The organism is Herpetosiphon geysericola (assembly GCF_001306135.1).
Lineage (GTDB): Bacteria > Chloroflexota > Chloroflexia > Chloroflexales > Herpetosiphonaceae > Herpetosiphon > Herpetosiphon geysericola.
Genome location: NZ_LGKP01000004.1, coordinates 1 through 20,388 on the forward strand (window position 1 = coordinate 1; position 20,388 = coordinate 20,388).

Annotated in this window: 14 protein-coding genes; 3 read left to right on the top strand and 11 right to left on the bottom strand. The window is 49.9% G+C overall.

Going from position 1 to position 20,388, the window contains the following annotated elements; all coding sequences use genetic code 11:
- Nucleotides 1-1,460 (bottom strand): RCC1 domain-containing protein (locus SE18_RS01000; RefSeq protein ID WP_407928462.1); only part of this gene is annotated, 1,460 nt, incomplete at its 3' end.
- Between the two features lie 296 nt (nucleotides 1,461-1,756).
- The gene (locus SE18_RS01005; protein WP_054532557.1) at nucleotides 1,757-3,106 is read right to left on the bottom strand and encodes a discoidin domain-containing protein; all 1,350 of its coding nucleotides are present in this window, start codon (nucleotides 3,104-3,106) and stop codon (nucleotides 1,757-1,759) included.
- Nucleotides 3,107-3,314: 208 nt separating this feature from the next.
- On the opposite strand from SE18_RS01005, the gene SE18_RS01010 reads away from it, so the two are divergent.
- Both SE18_RS01010 and SE18_RS01015 read left to right on the top strand, forming a co-directional pair.
- Nucleotides 3,315-6,539, top strand: coding sequence for a HEAT repeat domain-containing protein (locus SE18_RS01010; protein WP_054532558.1), 3,225 nt, complete (start codon nucleotides 3,315-3,317; stop codon nucleotides 6,537-6,539).
- A gap of 68 nt (nucleotides 6,540-6,607) precedes the next feature.
- The gene (locus SE18_RS01015) at nucleotides 6,608-7,117 is read left to right on the top strand and encodes a hypothetical protein (RefSeq protein ID WP_083469641.1); all 510 of its coding nucleotides are present in this window, start codon (nucleotides 6,608-6,610) and stop codon (nucleotides 7,115-7,117) included.
- A 14-nt stretch (nucleotides 7,118-7,131) separates the two neighbouring features.
- Here the strand turns inward: SE18_RS01015 and SE18_RS01020 are convergent, their stop codons facing one another.
- From SE18_RS01020 to SE18_RS01055, 6 genes are all read right to left on the bottom strand, one after another.
- On the bottom strand, nucleotides 7,132-10,239 hold the full coding sequence (locus SE18_RS01020) for a type I restriction endonuclease subunit R (RefSeq protein ID WP_054532560.1): 3,108 nt from the start codon (nucleotides 10,237-10,239) through the stop codon (nucleotides 7,132-7,134).
- A 436-nt stretch (nucleotides 10,240-10,675) separates the two neighbouring features.
- The gene (locus tag SE18_RS01030) at nucleotides 10,676-11,878 is read right to left on the bottom strand and encodes a restriction endonuclease subunit S (protein WP_054532562.1); all 1,203 of its coding nucleotides are present in this window, start codon (nucleotides 11,876-11,878) and stop codon (nucleotides 10,676-10,678) included.
- The gene (locus SE18_RS01035; protein WP_054532563.1) at nucleotides 11,875-13,431 is read right to left on the bottom strand and encodes a type I restriction-modification system subunit M; all 1,557 of its coding nucleotides are present in this window, start codon (nucleotides 13,429-13,431) and stop codon (nucleotides 11,875-11,877) included. Before SE18_RS01035 ends, SE18_RS01030 begins: the two co-directional genes overlap by 4 nt.
- 629 nt (nucleotides 13,432-14,060) lie before the next feature.
- A complete protein-coding gene (locus SE18_RS01045; protein WP_054532565.1) occupies nucleotides 14,061-14,582 on the bottom strand; it encodes a gamma carbonic anhydrase family protein in 522 nt (173 codons plus the stop codon).
- Nucleotides 14,583-14,592: 10 nt separating this feature from the next.
- Nucleotides 14,593-15,492, bottom strand: coding sequence for a PhzF family phenazine biosynthesis protein (locus SE18_RS01050; RefSeq protein ID WP_054532566.1), 900 nt, complete (start codon nucleotides 15,490-15,492; stop codon nucleotides 14,593-14,595).
- Between the two features lie 67 nt (nucleotides 15,493-15,559).
- A complete protein-coding gene (locus SE18_RS01055) occupies nucleotides 15,560-15,919 on the bottom strand; it encodes a hypothetical protein (RefSeq protein WP_054532567.1) in 360 nt (119 codons plus the stop codon).
- Nucleotides 15,920-16,539: 620 nt separating this feature from the next.
- Here SE18_RS01055 and SE18_RS01060 point away from each other — a divergent pair.
- Complete coding sequence (locus SE18_RS01060) at nucleotides 16,540-17,559, top strand: LacI family DNA-binding transcriptional regulator (RefSeq protein WP_054532568.1); 1,020 nt, start codon at nucleotides 16,540-16,542, stop codon at nucleotides 17,557-17,559.
- Nucleotides 17,560-17,567: 8 nt separating this feature from the next.
- Here the strand turns inward: SE18_RS01060 and SE18_RS01065 are convergent, their stop codons facing one another.
- The 3 genes from SE18_RS01065 to SE18_RS01075 form a co-directional block, all read right to left on the bottom strand.
- Complete coding sequence (locus tag SE18_RS01065) at nucleotides 17,568-17,834, bottom strand: hypothetical protein (RefSeq protein ID WP_054532569.1); 267 nt, start codon at nucleotides 17,832-17,834, stop codon at nucleotides 17,568-17,570.
- A 174-nt stretch (nucleotides 17,835-18,008) separates the two neighbouring features.
- A complete protein-coding gene (locus SE18_RS27350; RefSeq protein WP_054532570.1) occupies nucleotides 18,009-19,646 on the bottom strand; it encodes a glycosyl hydrolase family 18 protein in 1,638 nt (545 codons plus the stop codon).
- Nucleotides 19,647-19,793: 147 nt separating this feature from the next.
- Complete coding sequence (locus SE18_RS01075; RefSeq protein WP_152976515.1) at nucleotides 19,794-20,357, bottom strand: hypothetical protein; 564 nt, start codon at nucleotides 20,355-20,357, stop codon at nucleotides 19,794-19,796.
- Nucleotides 20,358-20,388: the final 31 nt, after the last annotated feature.

Consider the following 20,388-nt stretch of genomic DNA (forward strand, 5'->3'; position numbering starts at 1 on the left):
GTCGACGTCGCGGTTGGCAATTCGGTCGCGGTCGCGGTTGGCACATCGGTCGACGTCGCCGTTGGCAATTCGGTCGCGGTCACAGTTGGCAATTCGGTCGACGTCGCCGTTGCGGTGTTGGTCGCGGTTGCGGTTGGCACATCGGTCGACGTCGCCGTTGGCAATTCGGTCGCGGTCACAGTTGGCAATTCGGTCGACGTCGCCGTTGCGGTATTGGTCGCGGTTGCGGTTGGCAATTCGGTCGGCGTCGCCGTTGCGGTGTTGGTCGCGGTTGCGGTTGGCAATTCGGTCGGCGTCGCCGTTGCGGTGTTGGTCGCGGTCGCGGTCGCGGTGGCTGTTGATTCAGCAATTGACGTTGCAGTGGCTGTTGGTTCGTCAGTTGCGGTTGCGGTCGCAGTTGGCACATCGGTCGACGTCGCCGTTGCGGTTGGTTCGTCAGTGGCTGTTGATTCAGCAATTGGCGTTGCGGTTGCAGTATTGGTTAGGGTTGCAGTTGCGGTTGCAGTATTGGTTAGGGTTACAGTTGCGGTTTTGGTTGGAGTTCTCGTGGGTGTACTTTCAATCGGCACACCTAATTGACCATAACCATTCTCACCCCAACACAAAATCCGCCTATCGCTCTTAATCGCACAGGTATGCATGGAACCAACACTAACGTACATAAAACTACCAGCCGGAACACGGATCGACGAGCCGAAGCCCCAACACGAAACCTGTGACGTGTTGTAAACTCCACAGCTATGTGAATCACCAATACTCAGTTGGCTAAACGGCAGCTGGGGCACTTCGGGACTATTTTGATCTTGGCTATGGTTATTCCAACAGCTGATACTATTATCGACTGCCAGCGCACAAGAAGTACGATCTCCAACACTCAGATCACGATAGGTACCACTTGGCAACGGTGGTGATGGATTCTCACTATCTTCACTACCCCAACAGACTAGTTCCTGAGCAGTATTAATTGCACAAGCATACAAAGTACCAACACTAATTTTGGTATACGCTCCTGCTGGGGCATTGAGTGCGCCATCTGTATTCCATCCCCAGCACTGCAAGCTTTGATCAGTTTTGATACCGCAGCTATGGGCTGCGCCCGAATCAAGCGCGCTAAAGGTGCCTGTTGGTGCATTGGTTTGACCATGAGTATTCGATCCCCAACAGGCAAGAGTTTGGTCAGGATAGCGAATCGCACAACTGAAAGCACTGCCCGAACTAATCTCGCTATATGATCCAGATGGGGGTGTTGATTCATACGATTGATTAAATCCCCAGCACTGAATGGTTCTGGTTGTTTTAATCGCACAGGTATGGATTGTCCCTGCACTTACCCGCTGATAGGTATCGACAAAGGGCGCGGCCATAACTTGAGGGGGTGACTTGGGAAACACCAGCACAAGCAGCACGAGGCCGATAATCCACCAAAGCAGAGCTGGCCGAAAACGTGATTGTTGACGCATAAATTCTCCTCGCAGGACAGCATTGATCACAGCACATAGGCTAAGCTAACCGTAACAGCAAACCTGCTACGGCATCGACCCAAACCAGAGCTTCATGATTTGGTTGGGAAATAGCAAATTCTCTCGAAGAATAGGCTTATTATATGCGAGGATTATGCCAAATCAAGTACCAAAAGTACTTTTCAGCAGGGTCATTGATCAGAATGATGTGCCCACGTTCACCGCTCACAAACATAAATCCAGCCCGCGTTGCTCCTACAACCCGGGCTGGATGAAACGAAACCATGTGCGCCAACTTAGCGTTGATAGACCCGCACCCAATCAACATACATGCGTTGCGGAAAAACGCTGCTTACTGGTGGGTCAAGCGGCCAATCGCCTCCAACCGCAATATTGAGCAAAATATAGAATGGCTGATGGAATTCGGTTTTACCGCTGCCAGTAATTGGCAAGACCAGCGGCTGGCCATTATCGTTCCGCAACAATGGCTGACCATCAATCGTCCAGCGAATTTGCTGCGCATCCCATTCAACCCCAAATACGTGATAGGCATCTGCATAGCTGCCGCTGGGCAGATTTTTGGCTTGCGCGCCATCGTTGCGGTCGCCATTTTCCGCCCACCACATATAGCCATGGGTGCGATTATCACCACATTCGCTGCCACATTGGCTGCCGCCCACCAATTCCATAATATCGATCTCGCCAGAAGCTGGCCAATTGCCTTGATTGCCCATCATCCAGAAGGCTGGCCAAATGCCATTACCATACGGCAAGCGCATGCGGGCTTCAATGCGGCCATATTGCCATGAACGTTTGCCTTGGGTCACCAAGCGCGCCGAGGTATATTGGCACTTGCCATACCAGCAGTTGTAATTGGCGGGATTTTCCTTGCGCGCTTCGATGAGCAGGGCCTTGCCATCTTCGGCAGTGGCATCTTGAGTGATACTCACATTTTGGCCATTGGTGTAATATTGGCGCTCGTTATTGCCGCCCCCATCGCCATTGACAATATAACGCCAATTGCTTTGATCAATCGTCGGCTGGTTAAATTCATCGCTCCAAACTAAGTTCCAATTGCCAGTTTGGGTTGGAGTTGGCGTGCGTGTTGGGGTAAGGGTTGGGCCTGGAGTGCGAGTTGGGGTTGGATTCGCCACCGTGCCATAGACCTCAAGCTCCCACAGCGAGTAGCCCCATGGCGTGCCTCGCGTAGTTGCATAAACCCGCAAATAACGCCCGCTACCAGTAACATTCAATTCGTCGTTGTTGCCATCACCAGTCATCGTGCTATAGATCGTCGTCCAATTTGTGGCATTGGTTGACACTTCGAGCCGATAGGCTTTGGCGTAGGCAGCTTCCCATTTGAGCAGCACCCGATTAAGATTATAGGTCGCGCCAAGATCGATCCGCAACCATTCAACCGAGGTTTCGGCGCTGGCCCAACGCGTTGCAGCATTGCCATCAACTGCTTTGCTCGCTTCAAAGCCAGCACCTTCAATCGATGAAGCAAGTGCAGGCCGCCCAAACGCCAGATTCACCCCTGTTTGGGCTTGAATCGAACGCGGCAGCCCAAGCAGCCCAAATAGCCCAAACACACCAAGCAGCAGCAAGATTCGCAGCTGAAATACCGGTTTAGTACGCTTCATCATCAACAAGCACTCCTAAAATTACTTAATTAAGTATTAAGAGTATAAAGCGAAAGCGCCGAGCACAACTGGGGTAATTACAGGGGTAAAACTGGGGCAAATTAAATTTACGCCACTGCTTGACAGGCTTGCTATAGTGATGGGCTAGGGAGAAATGTGTTTGCTGGTGATCGTAACCTAGCGCGAGTTAACTAGCAAGGAGAGTGTCTTAATGAATCGTGATCAACTGTTGGCCGAGTTCGAGCAATTAAGCTATAGCCAACGAATTAAACGCATGGTTGGATTGGGCCAACAAGCAGCCAACGATCCCCAAAGCGCCCAATTAATCGAGCAATTAGCCCAAAGTAGCAGCATTTACCAACGGCGTTTGGCCTTGTGGAGTTGCTACGGCAGCCACGATAGCAGCTTGATTCGGCGCTTTATCAGCGATCCCGCCCAATCGTTAATTCGCTTAGCACTTGCTTTAATCGCTGTGTATGGCAATGATCCTGATGTAGCAGCCAGCTTGGGCCAATTAGCTGCGCCATTTTGGCGCAAAGCGCTCAAATTATTGGCTAAACAAGGTCGATTTAATTTAATTGATGATTTTTTGGCAACCCTAGAGCCACAACAGCTGCAACCTTATCAATTATTCGGCTCAGAACAGTATTACAACCAGCATCAACAAAGCATTATCCATCAACTTGCACCAGCAGACTGGAGCCACTTTGCGCGTTTCAAGCCACGCGAATGTGCCGAGGCAGTTCAGCAGATTTTGCAAAATGAAGCCCTGAATATTACCCATAAGTTAAGTATTTTCAACCGAGCCATTCCCGATCTGGTAACCTATGATCCCGATCGGGCGCTCGCTCTGCTCCAAACAGCGCTTGAGCAAAAAATCGCGCTCCAATGGTTGGAGTTGCAAGCTATTGCCAATCAGCGGCCCAAAGCTATTGCCAATTTAATGATTCAGCAGCAACAAGCAGCCTCGATTAACTGGGGCAACTTGCTCAGCAAATTGGATTTGGCTCAGGTTTTACAGTTGGCTGAACTCAATTTGCTACCGCGACCAAGCCTATGGTTGCAAAAAATCCCCAGCGCCTATCGCTCAGCTGTGTACGCCGCTCATCATCGCGAATGGTACAACGAGCAGTTGATGCTCGCCGATGATGCTATTTGGCAAGCGCTGCCAAGCAACGAACGCCAGTATGAGGCACGGCGGATTCAGCAACTGCCAAACACCGCTGCAAATCTGCAGTTGAAAATTCGCTATGCAGCCTATTTGCCATGGGATGAAGCATGGGCAGCGTTGCAACCAGCACTCAAACATAACGAGGCCGAATTGCGCGGCGAAGCACTTGCTTCGTTAATCAAAATTGTGCGCTATCAGCCAGAATATGCCCAAACCAGCTTGGATTTAGTCCATGATCGGCGCAACGAACAAGATCCCGTCCGCGTTAAGCTGCTGTCGGCGTTAAGCGAACTGCCTGCGCGACGGTGGCAAGCAGAGCATCTTGCCAGCATCGAGCAAGTTATTCGTAGCAGCCTCAATGCCCGCGATTGCTCCGATACAAGCATTCGCTTATTACAACGCTGGCTGAGCAAATTGCTCGAAGTGCATCCCCAAGCGAGCATCGAATTAATTAGCCAGATTAGCCGCGAACGGGGCCAGCTCTTTGTGCAACGCCATGGCCGCGAACTCAACGCCAGCGAGGCTCAAGCCTTAGCGGCGGCACTCTTGCCAATTATGCAATCATGGCAGCGCCGCCAGCAAGCAGAAGATATTTTAAGCATCATCAATTTTGTTGGCCATGCAATCAAGGATGTACCCGAATTGTTGGCAATGCTTGAGCAAATCGCCAATGATACGATTGATTGGGCTGCTATGCGTGCCGTTTATGTGCTGCATCGTTATGCCCGTTCAACGTTTAACCAAGTTGTGCCGCGCATTTTGGCCAACGATCGCAGCTGGATTACCCAACCGCTGATCGTGAATTTTGTGCATACCAAACGCCAAGATTTGCTGACCCCATTTTTGCCTGCCCAACGCTACAAAGGTAAATTTAGCACTGGCGATGCAGGCTATATTTTGCCCATTCAGCGCGGCTTTGAGCGCTGGACAACCAGCCAGCAACAAATTTTTGCCGAAGCAGTCATTACCCAAACCGAGCAAGAAGACTTACAACACCAATATTTAATCGAATATGCGCAGCGTTTAGCCTACCTTAGCGAGGTTGCACCAACCCGCCTGATTGAATTGGCCCAGCTTAACGCCCCCATTGAGGTGCTGCGCGATAAAGCCCTTGAGGCATTAAGCCGCCGCGAAACTGGCGATGGCGTGCCAACCCTGCTCGAAGCCTTGGACGATGGCCGTGCCCGCGTGGCGATTTATGCCTTGCGCCGAGTTTTATTGCGAATGCCAACGAGCCAAGCTTTGGCAATTTTGCGTAGTGTGCCAAGCAATAAAATAACTGTCGCCAAAGAAACCATCCGCTTAATCGGCGATCTCAAGAATCGGGATGCCTACCAAGAATTGTTGCGTTGGAACGAGCGTGAGTTACATCGCGATGTGCGGATTGCCCTCGTCCATGCGCTCAACAACTACCTTGATCAACCAGAAACCTGGCAGATCTTTGAACGCTTGCTGAGCCATGAAGAAACAACGGTGGTCAAGAGCCTCACCACACTTTCGCTCGCAGGCCAGCCGCTCAGTATGCACGAACGACTGTTCCGATTATTGGCAGCACTGATCGAACATCCTCAGCTTGAAGTTCGCGAAGAAGCGGTTGGCCGCTGTTTCTTCTTTTACGGCACCGACCGCCAACGAATTTTGGTTGAACCATTGACCAAAGCGCTGACTTCAGGGATTGCACAGCTCCGCCATTCAGCGATTAAGTCGCTGATTAATATGTATGCAATTAAGGATTCAGCAGTTATTGTTGGAATTGTGCGCGAGCATTTGGCAAATCGGGCGGTTATCTACGAACTGATTAGCACGCTTGATCGCCAAGTGAGTTCATTTGAAGAATATCACCCAGTCGGCCATGCGATTATCAAGGAATTAGCTCGCGACCGCTTTACGACCCATCTGCAAATTCGCTTGGCGGGCCATTGCTACACTGAACAAGCATGGTTTGATTTCGTTCAGCAGTTGCAGCACCAAGGCTTGCTCAATATTAATAACTTTCGGGCGGTCTTAGAAGTCGTTGAATCGGTTGCTAATCGGCGTTGGCTAGCTCAGCCAGCGCAACTCGAAAGCTTGTTCTATCAATCCAACGCTGCTTATTTACGCCGGATTGGCCTCGCCGCCTTTGGCTTCAAAACCAAACGCCTGGGCTGGCATCCCGCCGATTATCAACGCCTCGCCGAATATCAGGCCGACCCCGATGAGTTGGTTGCAGTCCCAGCCCAATTTATCTTTCCGCCGCACGTTGAAACCATTGATATCCCCCAATAGCAACCTCGCTGAACCATGGCTCTCTCCAACGTTGGCAGAGAGCCATGGCCATCCAAGGAGATCAAGCCATGGCGCGCAGCTATCAGTATTGTGGCCCTATCGAACTGAGCCACATGCCCGATCCATTGCCAAGCCGCAGCCAAATTTGCCAGCGGGCTGATGCGGAGGCATGGATTGCAGCGCAGCGGCTCGGCTCAGCCAAACATCAGCAACTCACTGCAACCTTTATCATCGATCAAGCGCTGCAGCTGTGGCTTGCTGATCAACGCTCTGAGCATGTAGTTTGTGCTCGTGGCGCTGCGGTGCTGGCCGCTGGCGAGATTAGCTTTGAGCTGGAAGCAAACCGCCTCAGCCGCTGTGAATTAACCAATCAATCGACTGGCTATTGCCCCGAGCCAGCTTCGTGGGCTGTCGTTCAGCAGGTGCTCGATTCAATCGGCCTGTCACATGATGGCGCTTGGGCAACCAGCTATGAGTTTCGGTGCTGCCCAGCGTGTACTATGCTCAACTTAATCAAAGAGGGCTGGTTTTTCTGTGCTGTTTGCGAGCACGAGTTGCCACGCCAATGGAATTGCTGAGCATTAAGCACTCACTAAATCTGGCCACCAATCTCTTTGAATTTTTCAACAAAGGCTGAGATTTTTTGAAAAACCCGCTGCTTTTTGAGCTTGTATTGTGGGTTGAGCGGACTCATCGGGGGCAAGGTTGCATTCAGTTCGGTGCCGTTTTCGCTGGCATATTCGCGGCGCAACGAGGCTAGGATATAGCGCTTGGCCGCAGCTTCATTCAGGCCTTCTGAATGAATGAGTTCTGCTGCTTCGCGGGCTTGCTCCGCCTGGGCAAAGGTAAAAAACGCTTCAATAATTGTGGCTTTATCTGCAATCGCGTCAAGGTTGGTCTGGTTGATAAAATCCACAATCAGGCTTTCTTTGGCGCGGTTGTTCAGGCTGGCCCGAATCGAGCGCCGCACTTCGTCGATGAGCTGGCCTTTGGTTTTGTGCTTGGTATTTTGCTCGAAAATCAGTTCTAGGATGTAATCAAGGTTAATTTCCTGCGATTTGAGCAAATCGACCTCAAACACGACATCATCCCAATCAATGCTCGATTCTGCTGTTTCGGCGGCGGATTTTTCGCGGCGCAGCCAATCGCGAATGTCGTTATAGGTCGAGCGGTAATCCTGAATCGTGCGTTCGCTGGGAATATGGATGGTTTGTAGCTCTGCAAGGCTTGCATCAGTTAAATAGTGCTCGTTCTTGAAGGCTTCGAGCGCCTGCGGATCAGTTTGATCAATCAGTTGCAAGGCCTTGAGGCTGGCAAATTCATCGTAGTTTTGCAGCACGTTCTCGACCCGCAAATACTCGCCAAACAGTTTTGCAAAATCCTTTTTGTCTTTTTCGCGCACAATTGCATCTGGCTCAGGAAAGCGCTGTTCTAGCTCGCTAACCACGGCAATAAAGCCGCGCCGCGCTTCACCAGTAATCAAATCGGTGAAGCCTTGCATATATTCGCTGTAGCTTTTTTCAAGCACCACGTTTTTGGTGTTTTTATCGCCAAACAGGGTAATTGCATCAATCGTTGCTTGCTCAAGATCGCGAAAGGTGACGATGTTGCCAAAGGTTTTGGTGGCATCGTAGATGCGATTGGTGCGCGAATAGGCTTGCATCAAGCCGTGATAGCGCAGATTTTTATCCACAAACAGGGTGTTGAGCGTTGGCGCATCAAAACCAGTGAGAAACATTCCCACCACAATCAGCAGGTCGATGTCTCTGGCAATCACGCGCTTGGCAAGGTCGCGGTAGTAGTTTTGGAAGCCGTTGCTATCGACGCTGAAGTTGGTTTTGAACAAGCTATTGTAGTCGGCAATCGCGGCGCTTAAAAACTCTTTGGCGCTCAGATCCATGGCCGAAACATCAAAGCTTTCGTCGCGAATTTCGCCAACTGCATCTTGCTCTTCGTTGGCGGCGAAGGAGAAGATGGTTGCAATCTTCAGCGGCTTTTTTGTATATTCAGGCTCGTTTTGGAGCTTGCTCAACGTGTGGTAGTAGGCTTTGGCGGCCTCGATGCTGCTGACGGCAAACATGGCATTAAAGCCTTTGCTGCCCGCTTGCAGCCGATGGGTTTTTTGACGAAAAATGTTCAGCAGATAACGCGAGATTTCGCGAATTCGCGCTGGGTGCAGCATTGCCTGTTTATATTCAGCAGCGCTGAGTTTTTGCTCGTCGGTTTCACTTTCGAGCGCCGCAAATTGGGGCCGCACGTCGTTATAATCGACCTTGAACTTGAGTACCTTTTCATCGCGAATCGCATCGGTAATCACATAGGCATGCAATTCGCGGCCAAAAACGCTGGCGGTGGTGTCGGCGCCAAGGGCATTTTTCGGGAAAATCGGCGTGCCAGTAAAGCCAAATTGGTAGAATTTTTTGAATTTCTGCTTGAGGTTTTTCTGGGCTTCACCAAATTGGCTGCGATGACATTCATCAAAAATAAATACAACTTGTTTGTGATAAATCGCCAAATCGCTTTCAGTGCGCATCAGGTTGTTGAGTTTCTGAATCGTGGTGACGATGATTTTGTTGTCGTCTTGGGCGAGATTGCGCTTAAGTCCGGCGGTGCTGTCGGAGCCGTTGACGCTATCGGGCGAAAAGCGCTGGTATTCTTTCATGGTTTGGTAATCAAGGTCTTTGCGATCGACCACGAAAAACACTTTATCAATAAACGGCAGTTCAGTTGCCAAGCGCGCAGCTTTAAAACTGGTCAGGGTTTTGCCCGATCCAGTCGTATGCCAGATGAAGCCGCCGCTTTCGGTATTGCTCCATGTTTTGGCCTGATACGAGCTGTTGATTTTGCGCAAAATGCGTTCGGTAGCGGCAATTTGATAGGGTCGCATAATCAGCAGGGTGTTGCTCACATCAAATACTGCATAGTTCAACACAATATTCAACAGGGTATTTTTCTGGAAGAAGGTGGCGGTAAAATCTTTGAGGTCTTTGATGGGGCTGTTATCTGCTTGCGCCCAATTCATGGTAAAATCGAAGCTGTTTTTGTTGCGGCTCACGGTATTGGCAAAGTAGCGGGTGTCGGTGCCGTTGGATATAACGAATACTTGCAAATATTTGAATAACGAGTGCTCGCTATTGAAGCTTTCTTTGCTATAACGATGGATTTGGTTGAAGGCTTCGCGAATTGCAACACCACGTTTTTTCAGCTCGACTTGCACCAACGGCAAGCCATTGACCAAAATCGTCACATCGTAGCGATTGGCATGGCTGCCAGTTTGTTCAAATTGCTTGATCACTTGGACTTTATTGCGGGCAATCGTCTGTTTATCGAGCAAATAAATATTTTGAATGTGGCCATCGTCAAAGACGAAGTCGTGAATATAATCATCGTGAATTTTGCGCGTTTTTTCAATAATGCCGTCGCTTGGTTTATCCAGATATGTTTCGACAAAGCGTAGCCACTCGCCAGCAGAAAACTCCACGTTGTTCAGGCTTTGCAGTTGCTCACGCACATTGGCCAACAGCGCTTGCTGGGTGTTTAATCCAGCCACGTATTCATAGCCCTGCGCTTGCAAATCCTTAATAAATTCGCGTTCCAAGCCAGCTTCGCTTTGGTAGCCCTCAGCCAGCCGCAACTGCTTGGTATAGTGATCGAGCACAATAAAATTGTTTGATTCGGCAATTGTTGTGTAATCGGTCATGGTTTTTCCTTTAGATTGAGCCACCATGCTGCGGCTATGGGCTTTGATCCACGAAGGGCACGAAGGGCACGAAGGACGGAAACCACGAAGCGCGCGAAGATCACGAAGGTTGATTTTTTGGCCCCAGATTGGCACAGATGTATTTGATTATGTTCTTGCTCAGCCCAAAACCAACAGCCAACAGCCATCGTTCCTCTGCGCCTCTGCGTTAAAGGCCAGAAACCACGAAGCACACGAAGGACGCGAAGGTTGATTTTTTGGCCCCAGATTGGCACAGATGTATTTGATTATGTTCCTGCTCAGCCCAAAACCTAGCGCCTGATCCCCGACCCTTATCCCTGACCCCTCGGCTATTGGCTTTCATCCCTGATCCCTCATCCCTTCGCTCTGTTCTATGTTCTTTTTGACTTTTGACTTTTGACCTTTGACTTTAATCCTAGGCCTCAACTGGCTTTGGGAAGTTGAACAGCAGGTCGCGGTAGTATTCGTATTGTTGCTGGCGCAAGGCGATTTCGCGCGGCAAACCTTCGCTGATTGAGTTGGTCAGCGCGTCGAATTTGTCGAGAATGGCAACAATTCGCGCTTGTTCTTCAAGAGGTGGAACAGGGATGGAAATTTTCTTTACAGTTGGAACTGTTAGTTGAGGTATCCCTCCATCGGTTCCTCCGATTGGAGTCATATCTAATATATAATTCAGGTATCTCGTTAAAATTAGACTTTTGTTTGGTACTAGTGTTATTAGACGAATAATAGGAGTGAACTTTCCCTCTCGGAGAGTGTGATAGCCAATTTTCGCACCTCTGGCTGAAATAGTTACTGCATCACTTTCAATCTTGTATCCATCGGTAAAGCCGTACAATCCTTTGTCTCCAGTCGCATTAGCATAAATTGGATAAGGAAACTCAACGGTAGGTTTAGTTTGTCCTTTGGCATGATTTTCTGGTAAATCGCCACCAGCTGAAATAGATAAACAAACATCATTTAAAATTTTCCAATGCACTTCGCTGTCTTCAAAACTCAACAATTGATCACGATAATAGCTATATTGTTTTTTACGGGCGGTCAGCTCGGCGGTCAGCTCGGCGGTCAGCTCGGCAAAGCCGTCCAAAATCGTAACGATTTTGGACTGGATTTGCCGCGATTTTTTTGGATTTTCAGGGCATGGGATGGGAATTTGATACTGCTTCAGTTTTTGTATTCCTATAATCTCTAATCCCCCACTCTTATTCGCGTTCTCCTTGCACCATTCACCAAAATTAAAAAAGCAATAGAAGAGAAATTTCATATCTAATCTATTTTTATAATAATCAACAACTGAAAAATTAGTTATCTGTTGATTTGTTAAAAATGGTACACGAACCAAAGCATGTTCACCTAATGTGGCAGTTGTCGACATTATCAGTGAATTGGCTGGGAATAGCTTGCCCTTTACTGCAGATGCTGAAATATGTTGAATTGAGTCTGAAAGTATTCTTCCATTAGTACGAATATCTTCCATTCTAAACCATGGGATAATCCCGTCTTTCCAATATTCATTAACTGTTTTTGAAGGTGTGTAACCGTTTTTTAAATGAAAAATCTCTGAAACAGCCTTCCACTCCACATTAACCCCATCCAGCAGTTTTTCCAAGTAGCTCATGCCTCAACCTCTTCAGATTCAAGCTCAGCAACAATCGCATCAATTTCCTTGCGCAGCTGGTCAATTCTGGCGACCGTGATTTTTAAATTGGCGTTGAGCTGCGCAATATCGACCACTTCGCGTGTATCTTGGGCTTCGACATAGCTGCTGACCGACAGATTGTAATCGTTGGCGACAATCGTTTCATAGGCCACCGATTGAGCGAAGTGCGCGACATTGGCCTTGCTCTCGAAGACCTGCATAATCTGCTCGATATGGGCATCGGTCAGGGTGTTATTGTTGGTTTCTTTTTTGAATAACGCGCTAGCATCAATAAACTGGGTGTTGGTATCGGTTTTATGTTTAGAAAGCACCAAAATCGTCACCGCAATCGTGGTGCCGTAAAACAAGTTAGGTGCGAGCGCAATCACCGTTTCCACGAAATTATTATCAATCAAATATTGGCGAATTTTCTGCTCGGCGCCGCCGCGATAAAAAATCCCTGGGAAGCAGACGATTGCAGCGCGGCCTTTGCTCGAAAGATAACTAAGCGCGTGCAGCACAAAAGCAAAATCGGCCTTGGATTTGGGCGCTAAAACCCCTGCTGGGGCAAAACGATCATCGTTGATCAAGGTTGGGTCATCAGAGCCGATCCATTTTACCGAGTAGGGCGGATTAGAAACAATCGCATCAAACGGCTTATCGCCAAGAAATTGTGGGTCGGTCAGGGTATTGCCAAGCTGGATATTGAACTTATCGTAATTGATGTTATGCAAAAACATATTCATGCGCGCCAAGTTATAGGTCGTGTGGTTAATCTCTTGGCCCCAAAAGCCATCTTCAATAATATGGGCATCGAAATGCTTTTTAGCTTGCAACAACAACGAGCCAGAGCCAGCAGCGGGATCGTAGATTTTATTGACGCTGGTTTGCTTGTGCATGGCGAGTTGGGCAATTAGCTTGGAGACATGCTGCGGCGTGAAAAACTCGCCGCCAGATTTACCAGCATTGGCAGCATAATTGGAGATCAGAAATTCATAGGCATCGCCGAACAAATCGATCTGACTCCCTTCAAAATCACCAAAATTCAGCCCGGCAACACCTTTGATCACCGCTGCCAACCGCAAATTTTTATCCTTGACCGTATTGCCAAGGCGATTGCTAGTAGTATCAAAATCGGCAAACAGGCCTTTGATATCATTTTCGGACGCATAACCGAGGGCCGAGCTTTCAATTGCCGCAAAGATGCTGGCGAGGTCGGTATTTAAGCGTTCGTTGGTATTGGCAGTTTTGGCGATATTGGCAAACAACTGGCTAGGGTAGATAAAGTAGCCCTTGGTTTTAATCGCATCGTCCTTGATTTCGGGTGTAATGACCGTATCAGCAAGCTCGGCGTAGTTGATACTTGCGTCGCCGCCCTCGAGGTAGCTGGCGAAATTCTCGCTAATAAAACGATAAAACAGCGTGCCAAGCACATATTGTTTAAAGTCCCAGCCATCGACAGAGCCGCGCACATCGTTGGCAATCTGCCAGATTTGGCGTTGGAGTGCGGCGCGTTGTTGGTTGCTTGTCATGGTGCTTTCCTGTCTAATTCCTTACTTGACCTGGCTGCTGACGAGCTGGTGCGGAAGATAATTGTTTTGGATACTGCATAGTTATCTTTCTCCTCCCTTCCGTCCCTCCGCTGGAGGGAGACGCATGGGGTTTTCATCCCCTGCACCCCTAATATTTGGGTTGGGGATTATTACGGTTGCTTCTATTGCCCCATCCTTCTCGCCTTCGCGTTCTTCGCGTGCTTCGTGGTTTCATCCTTCGTAGAATTTTTCGCCTCCCTTCCGTCCCTCCGCTGGAGGGAAACGCTGGGGGTTTTCATCCCCCTGCACCCCCTAATATTTGGGTTGGGGATTATTACGGTTGCTTCTATTGCCCCATGCTTCTCGCCTTCGCGTTCTTCGCGTGCTTCATGGTTTCGTCCTTCGTAGAATTTTTCTCCTCCCTTCCGTCCCTCCGCTGGAGGGAAACGCATGGGGTTTGCATCCCCCTGCACCCCCTAATGTTTGGGTTGGGGATTATTACGGTTGCTTCTATTGCCCCATGCTTCTCGCCTTCGCGTTCTTCGCGTGCTTCGTGGTTTCTCAATCCTGACCTCTGATCCCTGATCCCTGACCCCTCATCCCTTCGTGCTCTTCGTGCTCTTCGTGGATCAAAGCTTCGCAGCGGCTTCAAGGTAGGCATTTTTGAGCGCAACATAGTTTTCGGCAGTGCGTCGAATGCGCTCATGCTGGGCTGGATCGAGCGGGCGAATTTTGCCAGGAATGCCCAAAACCAGCGAATTGGGTGGCACGATCATGCCCTCGGTAACCAAGGCGCGGGCGCCAATCAACGAGCCAGCCCCAATCTGAGCGTGGTTCAAAATCACTGCGCCCATGCCAATCAGCACATCATCGGCGACAGTACAGCCATGGACAATTGCGCCATGACCAATACTCACGCCAGCGCCAATTGTCAGCCAAGCATCGGGGTCGGCATGCAAAATTGAGCCATCTTGAATATTGCAGCGTGCGCCAATGCGAATCAGGCCTTTATCGCCACGAATCACCGTCATCGGCCAAACGCTCACGTCGCTAGCTAACTCGACCGCGCCACAAACCAACGCTTGGGGCGCAATATAAACCCCTTCCGCACGCGCAACACAATCGCCAACGCAGGGAAATTGATAGTTCACAATCAAGTACCTATGCTAAAACATGGCCGCGCAGAATCGTCAAAGCTTCGCCGCCAATGCGCGAACTCATCACTTGGGCATCTTGATCGAACTCGACGGCAACCTCAACTCGGCCAGGCCGCCCCATGGCATCGCCTTGTTCAGCGCGATACTGCACCACATTGCTACCATCTGCTTGGGCAATAAGCCCAACCCCAACCAACAATGCGCCAAGTGGGCCTTGGGCTGAGCCAGTTACTGGGTCTTCGTCAATGCCAATGACAGGGCCGAAAAAGCGCACATGCACTGCGCTCTCAGCATCCAGCCCTTCCAAGCAGTACAGCGTTAATGCAGTTAGTTGATGGCTTTGACAGAGGAAACGCACATCATTCATATTGGGCTTAATTGCCAAAAGATTCGCCAGATTATGACAACCAATATAGCCATATTCGCCGCCACGCGTTGGTGGAACATCGCTACGAATATCTGCTTCATCCAAACCCAGCGCGGCAGCCAAAGCCACAATTTGCAAATCGAGCGGCTCGAATTCGGGCACAGGAATATCGAGCCACACTTTACAAGCAGAGGTTTCGCTTGCTTGCAGCTCAACCGCCAAAATGCCTGAAGCAGTTTCAATCGTATACTGACCAGGAATCACCAAATGGCCGCGTTCGGCTAAGGCATGGCAAGCGGCAACCGTGGCATGGCCGCACAACGGCACCTCGACAGTTGGCGTAAACCAACGCAATTGCAAATCTGCTTGGCTACTTGGCAGCACAAACGCCGTCTCAGAAACATTCATCTCGCGGGCTAAGCGTTGCATCACTACGGGATCAAGTCCAGCAGTATCGAGCAACACCGCCGCTGAATTACCAGTGAACGGAACCCGAGCGAAGGCATCAACTTGGACAATTTCGCGCCAGCGTGGCATAGAACGATCCTCAAACTAGGGTTAATCTAGCTTCATTCTAGCACGATGCAGCGAACATGATGAAGCTTTAGCGTTGCTTGCGCAGCCGAAAAGCCCCATCAAGCACACCAACAACCAGCCAAATCAGGGTCGCACCAAACAATTGCAGGCTCGAAAAGCCCAGGCTAAAGCCAAGCACTAGCAAGCCAAGCACAATTGCAACGTGCAGATAAACCCAGCGGGCTTGATAGGCAGCGGGATTTTTGGTCAGGCGGGTAGTTAGCCAAAGCATGGCAATCGCCGCTAGCAAACCAAGCACCCCATAGAGCTGGTTAATTTGGCTGCTTGGATAGGCCAGCATCAGCGCTAAGCCAAAACTAGCTGCGTTCAACATTCTGGCGAGCAATAGGCTTAACGTGGAGTTTTTGAAGGCATTGAGCGTGGTCATGGTAAATCTCCTCAATCAAAACATATGAGTTAGAGTTTAACACAAACAGCTAGCAATGGGAATACTCTGGTTGGGGGAGAAGAGCATAGAACATAGAGCATAGAACATAATCCAAATAATCTGTGCAATCTGTGGCTAAAAATCGTGCTTCGTGGTTATCTTTCTCCTCCCTTCCGTCCCTCCGCTGGAGGGAAACGCCGAGGGTTTTCATCCCCCTGCACCTCCTAATAGTTGGGTTGTGGATTATTGCTTGGAGGTTGGGGAGAAGAGCATAGAACATAATCCAAATAATCTGTGCAATCTGTGGCTAAAAATCGTGCTTCGCGGAATTTTTCTCCTCCCTTCCGTCCCTCCGCTGGAGGGAAACGCGGGGGTTTTCATCCCCCTGCACCCCCTAATATTTGTGTTGGGGATTATTACGGTTGCTTCTATTGCCCCATGCTTCTCGCCTTCGTGCTCTTTGTGCTCTTCGTGGATCAAACTTTCGCGCTCTTCGCGTTCTTCGCGGTTTCTTCCCTTCGTGGATCAAACGCTTAATTGACATTCATGGTCAACCTGTTATGATGATCCCGTTCCGGTATCGTTTCCAGCCCGTTTCATAGCTAGATAGAGGTAGTGCTGTGCGCTCAAAACAATCAACAATTACCATTCACGATGTTGCCAAAGCGGCAGGCGTTTCAGTCAGCACAGCATCGCGAGTGCTGAACAACAAAGCTGATGTTTCGCCAGAAACCTACAAAAAAGTGCGCCAAGTGATTGACGACTTAAACTATACCGCTAGTTTAGCCGCCAAAAGCATGCGTAGCCGCACAACCAATGTGCTTGGCCTGTTGGTGCCCGAGTTAATCGAAGTCTACTACCACGAAGTGATCAAAGGCGTTGGCGCAGCAATCGAAAATTCTGGCTACGATTTATTAATTTATACCAGTGGCAGCCCAACCCGCAACAAACGAGCTTCATGGGAGCGCGAGCATGTGGCCTTGTTGAGCAGCGGCTTGACCGACGGCTGTATTATCGTTTCGCCCTCGGCGCCAACCTTTCAACAAAACGCCAATATTGTGGTGATCGATCCTCATGGCGCGGGAGCAGAAGTGCCATCGGTCGTCGCAACCAATCACGAAGGGGCGATCCAAGCTGTCGATTATTTAGTGAGCCTTGGCCATCGGCGGATTGGCTTTATTCAAGGCCATCCTACGGCGTGGAGCGCCCTGCAACGCTTTGAAGGCTACAAAGCTGGGCTAGACAAAGCTGGCATCGAATTTGAGGCCGCCCTGGTTTGCGACGGCGATTTTACTTCGGCCTGCGGCAAAGCAGCGACCTATCACCTGATGAACCAGCCCAATCCGCCAAGCGCCATTTTTGCCGCCAACGATCGCACCGCAATTGGCGTGCTTGAAGCAGCCCAAGAACTAGGCCTCAACGTGCCGCAAGATCTCTCGGTGATTGGCTTCGATAATATTCCCGAAACGATGCAAACAACCCCACGCCTTACCACGATTGATCAATCAATTCGGGAGATGGGGTCGTTGGGCGTGCGGCTCTTAATCGAGATGCTGCAAAATCGCGAATCGGCGCAGTTATTACACACCGTGCCAACCAGCTTGGTTATTCGCGATTCGTGTTGGATGCGCAAGCAATAACACTGGATTTAGGCGAGATTAATACCCCGCCGACGGAGTTGTTCGACAACGGCTGCAAGCACTTTAAGCGGCTGCAAGCCCCCAACAAACAACACCTCATCATCAAATAAGGCAATTGGATAGGGCCAGCCTTCTTCAGCAAAATACTCAAGCTGATTGACGTGTTGCGCTTGTACCGCCGGATCATCAAGATCATAATAATTGACGCTCACTTGGGCGCCAACCAAGCGCTCCAACGAGAGTGCAACCGAATTTGCAACCTTCAACGAAGGCATGCGCGGGCCTCAGCCATAGCCACAACTGGCATCACTCGAACGCCCAAATATTTCCAATCGATATACCATCAACGACCTAGACTAAAAAAGAATTCTGCTGGCAAAAGTATAGCAGATATCGATCAGCAACAAAAAACGGGGCAAATTGCCCCGTTTCTGCATCGCTAGTTTGTTTTACTGTTGTTGCCAGAGCGCTGGCACATTGGCTGGCTCCCAGCCGACCAGCGAGGTATGGGCTTGCAAACAGCTATAGTTTTTGCCAGCATAACTGACTTTCGCGCCAACTGCATAGGCCGTGTTTGGCTGCCAAGCGGGAGTGCCCGTGGTTGGCGTGGCGGTTGGGTTTGGCCGTGGCGTGGCGGTTGGGTTTGGAACGCTGGTCGCGGTTGAATTTGGCCGTGGGGTGGCGGTTGGGCCATTGGCTGGCGTGCCATAGACTTCCAACTCGAATAATGAAACGCCCCATTCGGTTGCTTTAGCAGTGGTATAAATCCGCAGATAGCGGCCAGTTCCGCTCAGGCTCAAGTTGTCGTTGCCGCCATCGCCGTTGCTGGTGCTATAGATCGTTTGCCAATTGTTGGCATCGTTGGAAACCTGCACCTGATAGCCGCTCGCGTAGGCTGCTTCCCAATTGAGAATCACCCGATTGAGTGCATAGCTGCTGCCAAGATCGACCTGCAACCATTGCGGATTGCTCCAAGCGCTCGACCAGCGGGTTGAACTATTGCCATCGACCGCCAAACTTGCGCCATAGCTGCTGGCTTCAGTCGATGAGGCGGTGGCGTTGCGGCCCCGAGCGATATTCGTGCCATTTGGATTTGGCGTTGGGGTTGCGGTCGGGCCACTATTGCCCATCACCGTGTCGTAAATTGTACTTACTAGCGAGGTACTGTCTTTAGAATCTTGCGACATTTCCCAATACATAATTCCAGCGGCGTGAGTAAGCAAATATTGGGTTTTGCGCCGAATCGTTGGCTGGCCATTGTAGCAACCATACACGCCATTGACCGTCGCGCAATCGCGATTGGCGTTATCGCGGTTGGCGGCAACTGCTTGGGCATAGGTGAAGCTTTCGCCAGGCCGCGCATAGAATGGCACGCCAAGCACAGCCTTCGAGGCAGGCAGGCCACGATTAAGCCAAAAATTCAAGCTATTGATCGACCAATCGTAGTTGGCATGTGGTTCGCCACCATCGTAGGCCATAATATTCAGCCAATCAACATAGCCAAACACATCGGCGGCCACGCCATCGGCGGCAGAACCATCGGAAACCACGGCGGCGGTCAGCAATTTGCCTCGGCTATGCATTGCGGTTGATAAGCCGCTCATCAAGGCCGAATAATTGCCAGCAGACGAAGCCTTGGGATATTCCCAATCAATATCAACCCCATCAAGATTATATTGATTGACGAAATTCACCATATTATTGATGAAGTTGGTGCGTGCAGTTGGGCTAGCACCCAAGACCTCAAACGTAGCATCAACCGAGCTGCCGCTCCAGCCGCCCACCGAAATAAAAACCTTAACATTGTTGTTATGCGCCAAGCTCACCATCGATTGCAATTTGCTTGGGTTATCCAAGCTGCGCAGGCTGCCATCGGCGTTGGCCAGTAAAAAAGCATAATTGATATGGGTGATTTTGCTATATTGAATGCTATTTACATCGCCTGCCCACGAAGGCATATAGCCAATACTCATAAAGCCGTTGGGCAAACTCGCTGCTCGCGCCGCCGGAACCTGCCGCGCCTGAAGATTGAATACCAAAAAGAGCAAACAAACAATACTTAAAATTGCAAAACGCCAACGGGCCATACACTGATCCTCCTACAAATTGGGAGTCGGCTTGCTGCTTCGTAATTTCAATGAAATTACTTAATAATACCTTAGCATAGCCCAATCAGCGCTGTCAAGCACTTTCTTAAAAAAGTTTTATATATCTTTATTTGGGATGGTTGGATGCTAAAGATACAGTGCGTTTAATGGCTGCAACAGGGCAAGCAAGCCACCTAAGCCATCTGCTGCTGGCAATTTGGCAATGGGGCTAAGTTGCAGCCACGTCGTGCGAACTTGATTAACCAGCTCAAGATTATGAATATCTCCGCCATACCAACGTTGCCAGAGCAACAAGGCATAGGCCGAGCGCAAAACTGGCGCCCGCACGCGCACACTCAGCGGACTATAACGAGCTGGGTGCAAATGCACGCGCTGCTCAGCAGCATCGCCCCAACGCAACACCCAATTTGAACTATCGCTCAAGGTTAATAGTTGATAGTGGTCGTTGCTTGCCAACCATGCTGCATACTCTGCATCAGTCTCAATCCTATGTTGGTCGAGTTGCGCCAGCACTTGGCTGTTGATTTGGGCTGGCGTTAATGTACCAAGATACAAATCCATCTGGGAATTGCCAATTTTTTGTAGGCCTGCGAACAACCCTGTTTGCGCGCCATGGTGCAAGCCTGCGAGGGTTTGCAGCGCCCAACGGGCATGATGTTTCCAGCAATTTAAACTCGTCTGAAGCGCCATCATTCACCTATGCTATACTCAGCCAATCCTA